4 protein-coding genes are annotated in these 4788 nt (G+C 52.8%); 3 read left to right on the top strand and 1 reads right to left on the bottom strand.

The features are described 5' to 3' along the window. Window positions 1-100 precede the first annotated feature (100 nt). From BOW52_RS16460 to BOW52_RS16450, 3 genes are all read left to right on the top strand, one after another. Window positions 101-367, top strand: coding sequence for a hypothetical protein (locus tag BOW52_RS16460; protein ID WP_078485173.1), 267 nt, complete (start codon window positions 101-103; stop codon window positions 365-367). Between the two features lie 284 nt (window positions 368-651). After that, complete coding sequence (locus BOW52_RS16455; protein WP_078485172.1) at window positions 652-1254, top strand: hypothetical protein; 603 nt, start codon at window positions 652-654, stop codon at window positions 1252-1254. Window positions 1255-1596: 342 nt separating this feature from the next. After that, window positions 1597-2145 carry an HPP family protein gene (locus BOW52_RS16450; RefSeq protein WP_078485171.1) on the top strand — a complete coding sequence of 183 codons (549 nt, stop codon included), beginning with the start codon at window positions 1597-1599 and terminating at the stop codon, window positions 2143-2145. Here BOW52_RS16450 and BOW52_RS16445 read toward each other — a convergent pair. After that, the gene (locus tag BOW52_RS16445; protein ID WP_078485170.1) at window positions 2132-4480 is read right to left on the bottom strand and encodes a molybdopterin-containing oxidoreductase family protein; all 2349 of its coding nucleotides are present in this window, start codon (window positions 4478-4480) and stop codon (window positions 2132-2134) included. The genes BOW52_RS16450 and BOW52_RS16445 overlap by 14 nt on opposite strands. Between the last annotated feature and the right edge of the window lie 308 nt (window positions 4481-4788).

The raw sequence follows: 4788 nt of genomic DNA, 5'->3' as shown, positions 1-4788 counted from the left end.
CGGGGCGCCGTAGGCATAAACGGTCGCGTTAAGTATTTGCCGCTTGCTTGGGCTTGGACGCCCAAAACAAGCTTCCGCAAAAATAGCGACTCCCCGATGGGTGGAGGTCTTCGAGGCCATGATGAGTTATGAGCCCGTACACATTATTCCCGGCCACGGCCATCTGGCGACACCCGCACAGGCGCGAGCCGATACCTACGACTATCTAACCTTTCTCCGTGGTGAGATCGCCAAGGTGATCGAAGAGGGTGGTGATATTTACGCAGCCGTAGAGATCGATCAGTCCCGTTTCAGTCATCTCAAGGTGTTTGATCTTATTGCGCGCCGAAATGCTCAAGGTGTTTTCGCACAGATGGAGTTTGAGTAGCGGTAAGGGAAATTGTCGTCATGTCCAAGGGAAGATCGGATAAAGGAACAGTAATGACTTGATTTTGTAGGAAAGCTGTAACACGCTATTCGAACAAGAAGGGCTGAATCAGGAAACCATAACAAGCCCAGGCGAAGGAAGTAGAAGAGAGATGGAGTTCGAAATCAGATGACATCAAATTACATTCCATTCGGATTTTCTTCCCGGTTCCCAGTTCCCAGGCGTTCACAAGTCTAACAACAGTGATGTATGCAATGATAAATGACTTGGGGTAAATAATAAAAATGAAATCAATAAATCAATCTGTTTCGCTGTTGTTATTTGGTTTTTTTATAATGGCTGCGATTTTTGTGATTGATGTTAATTTGCCTCTAGGTGTGGCGGGTGGGGTTCCATACGCCGCCGTTATTCTGATCGCACTCTGGTTTCGAAATAATAAATATGTGATTTTGTTTGCTTTTATATGTTCAATGCTAACTCTGGTTGGGTTCTATTTCTCACCTCAAGAGGGCGAGTTATGGAAGGTGGTTACAAATAGGGTGTTGGCGTTGTTTGTGATCTGGGTAACGGCGCTATTGGCTATTAAGTGGGCAGCCAGTCAAGAGCGGATGTTGAAAATAAAATATGAAGCTGAAATAGAAAATAAAAAAAAGGAAATATATCTTGCGACTATGCATAGCGCATTGCACGTGACTAATAATTTATTGAATCAATTAAAGCTTGTGGAGTTGGAAATATTAAATCATAGGGATTTTAACAAGGATGTTTATGCGATGTTTGATGGCATGATGTCAGAAACAGACTCTTTGATAAAAGAGCTTTCGTCGGTAAAAGAGATTGATCCTGATGTGATCAGGAAATCGGTGTATCCAAAGAATAATGCCTAGCAATAATGTCGGTATGGGTATTGTGTGGTTCCGCTTCACGCTAGCTTTCCCAGGTACTGGCAATCGTTGTACGTTGTCTTGATTATCAAGGTGTCTGGTTCTTGTGATGTGTTCCTGTTTGGCAGGGAGAGCGTCTGATTCAAGTGATGCCACTCGTATGGGTGATGCGTCGCCGTGCTGTGGTACTCTGATCTAAATAAATTCGGGGAGTCGCTATTTTTGCGGAAGCTTGTCTCCGTCGTTCGCTCACGCTCTCAACTACGAATAGGCAGACGGCGTCGACTATCGCGGACTAACCGCCTTCGCTTCGCTATCCATGGCGGTCAGCGTAGGTCAGGATCAATGCTTAAAAGAATAATCGGGCTGCACCGGGTGATGAGCGAGCGAGAGTTTATGATCTCGCTGGTGGGTGCCTTTATCGGTACGGCTATCGCCTCGTTTGTCTCCAGTGTGATCCTTGAGGCCGATGATATGCCAATGATTCTCGCCTCGACTGGTGCCTCTGCAATTCTGCTCTTCTCCTTCCCCTTTAGCCCCGTTTCACAACCGTGGAATCTGGTCGGTGGTCATCTGGTCTCCGCCTTTGTTGGGATGAGTTGCTACTTTCTGGTCCCTAATGAGCTTCTGGCTGCCTCGCTCTCGATCCCGATGGCGATGCTCTTTATGCATCAGCTGCACTGCATGCATCCGCCGGGTGGCGCTACAGCGATCACGGCGGTGGTGGGTGGTGCGAGTGTACACTCGCTCGGTTACGCCTTCGTTATTATTCCTGTGTTTCTCAATGCGATTATTCTGCTCTCAATAGCGATGGCAATCGCCTCGCTGCGTGAGGAGAACCCGTTTGAGGTGAAAAACGAAACGGACGAAGAGCTGGAGATTATTGAGGAGTAGTCGCCTCAGCTCGCCGCTTTATTTTGCAGTAGCTGTGACGCAGGGTGTTGGAGCTGCTGATCGGGTCGATCCGTTTATCGCTGATTAGGTTGTTGTAGTTTCCATTCTCGCGCCCTTCAATCGCGTACCCTTTTATTCCAAGCTGGTTGCATGCCTGCCACCAGCCGTACTGTGAGCAGAGCACGTCGGGCGCCAGGCTGCTGTTAAAACGTGCCTCTGCATTCATTACTCCCTCATCAGTGGTGACCACCACCTCGTCATGCTCGGCGATACCAAAAACATTGGCGGTGTTGGGATGGATGTCGATCAGGGGCCTCGGCATGCTCTTTCTCAGCAGCGGTAGATTGCGCTGCTGGCTGTGACAGTATTGAACCGTTTTTGCCGAGGTGAGCAGCAGTGGGTAGTAGCTGTTTTTGGCCGGTTCCACGATGAACTCTGGCAACGGAGGGTAGCCGCTATCGAGAAACACCTGTGAGTAGAGTTCGATGCGTCGAGAGGGTGTGTTGAAACCCTGGTGACGATATTTCCGGTAGTGGGTTCTGAGTGGCAGCGGAATACCTCGTGGGGCTTCGCGTAGCGCCTCCAGAGTTACACCGCTCGGCTCGAGCTGGTGGCGTAGTGCCGCTTCGTGATCACCGTTGAAGAACTGTTCGCCGAGGCCGAGGTGCTTGGCCAGTTCGAAGACGATCCATTCATCGCTGCGCGAGTCGCCACGTGGTTCGACAACGGCAGGGCGGAGCTGAATATATGCCTCCGCCTGCTGTGAGATCTGAAAACCGGCGTTGAGTCCCTCACGCTCCCATGCAGAGCAGACTGGTAGCACGATGTCGGCATTGGCCGCGCTTGGATTCATAAAGAGGTCGCAGTGGACGTGGAAGTCGAGTTTGCGCAGCGCCGCGTCGGCGGCGTGGGGAGCCGGTTTGGTGAGTAGCGGGTTGGCACCGAAGCTGATCAGTGCCTTTACTGGATAGGGTGAGCCGTCGCTGATAGCGCTGTAGAGATCACGCGATGAGATCCAGCCCATGGTGCCAGGTCCCAGTGGTCGTTCGTCGAGTCCTAGTGTCTTCCCGCGCTGAGTCTCGGAGAGCAGCTCGTGGCCAAAAACATTGTTGAGCTGTGGGCGCTCAAACTGGGTGTTTCCTCCAGCGGCGTCAAGCGCGCCCGTCAGGGCGTAGAGCAGTGCCATGGCACGCCCGGTCTGGGTTGCCTGGGTGTTCTGTGCGGTGCCTGTCCAGGTGTAGTAGCTGAGCGGACCGTATTGATGAATCAGTTTGGCCGTTTCGTAGAGCTGTGTGGGCGATACGCCCGTCACCGTTTCAATCTCAGGGCCTGAGTATTCGCGGCAGGTTTCGCTATAGCGCTGGAAGGCGGTGCGGCAGTGGAGCTCGCCATGAATGGTTGCAATAGTGTGATTACCACTGAGGCCAATCCGGCCCTCGGGATCTCTATAGGTGGCGCTCTCGGTGTCGTAGAGCACTGGCCGATCCAGGGTGCTGTTCCAGGCGACATAGCTTTCGGCCGAGCCACCTGCGATCAGGTCCGCTTCGGTCAGAAAACGGTCGTTATCATCACGGATCAGAAAGGGGCCGTTGCTCCAGTCGCGGATAAACTCACGATCAAACCAGCCGTTCTCGATCAGCATGCTGGCCAGTGCCATTGCCAGAATGCCGTCGCTGCCAGGGCGAACCCGCAGCCACTGATCGGCACCCTTGCCAAATCCAGCACTGCGTGGATCGACCACAATCAGTTTGGTGCCGTTCTTTCGTGCGGTTTTTATCGCCCGTGCCTGGGCAAGCCAGCTAGTGGAGGGGTTAAATCCCCACAACAGGATGCAGCCGCTCAGTTCGTAGTCGGGCATGCCAAGTGGTGTGCCGAAGGTGTGCTGCGGCATAAAGTCCTTATGCCAGTTGCAGTTCTCGGTGGCAAAGACGGTATTGGGTGAGCCGAAGGCGTGGGCGAGGCGGTTAACCCAGGGAAAGCTATCAGCGATGGCAGTACCGCTGGGTGTCGTCACTGAGAAGGCGACCGACTCCGGACCATCGGCTGCGGCCTGTGCGTTAACGCGGCTTGAGATCTCTGTCAGCGCCTCATCCCAGGAGATCGCTTCCCAGTTGGGATTGTCATCCCCTTTAGGGGTGGTGCGTCGCAACGGGCTTGTGAGGCGCTCAGAGCTGTAGACCAGGTCGGGTGCGGCCATTGCCTTGATGCAGATTGCGCTACCAGTTGGATGGGCAGGATCGGGCTCGACCGCCGTTAGGCGACCATCCTCCACGATCGATGTACAGCCACAGTGCGATATACAGAGTGCACAGTAGCCGGGAACTCTCTCTTCCATGCTGCGCTATTTTTCCCGTTCTAATAAGAGAAGATTCTTACACCTGCCACCATATTTGTGACCGCCACTGAATGGGTAGTCAGTAGGAGGTAGGAATGGATTGATGCCCGAAAATAGTGCAACGTCTTGATTTTATGGGGCGTGTGTAAGACTCTAGCCAGAAACGCCAAGAGGGCGGTTTCTTACCACTCCAGCAGCAGGAAGCTAAATGCAGTCGGGGAGTCGCTATTTTTGCGGAAGCATGTTTTGGGCATCCAAGCCCAAGCAAGCGGCAAATACTTAACGCGACCGTTTATGCCTACGGCGCC

It is taken from the genome of Solemya pervernicosa gill symbiont (genome assembly GCF_002020875.1).
GTDB lineage: Bacteria > Pseudomonadota > Gammaproteobacteria.
The sequence above is the reverse complement of the archived record's forward strand: the minus strand, read 5'-3'. Positions and strand labels throughout refer to the sequence as shown.

Bases quoted from the DNA above. Each gene is read 5' to 3' on its own strand.
- BOW52_RS16455 (WP_078485172.1), top strand. From the start codon at position 652: ATGAAATCAATAAATCAATCTGTTTCGCTGTTGTTATTTGGTTTTTTT.
- BOW52_RS16450 (WP_078485171.1), top strand. From the start codon at position 1,597: ATGCTTAAAAGAATAATCGGGCTGCACCGGGTGATGAGCGAGCGAGAG.
- BOW52_RS16445 (WP_078485170.1), bottom strand. From the start codon at position 4,480: ATGGAAGAGAGAGTTCCCGGCTACTGTGCACTCTGTATATCGCACTGT.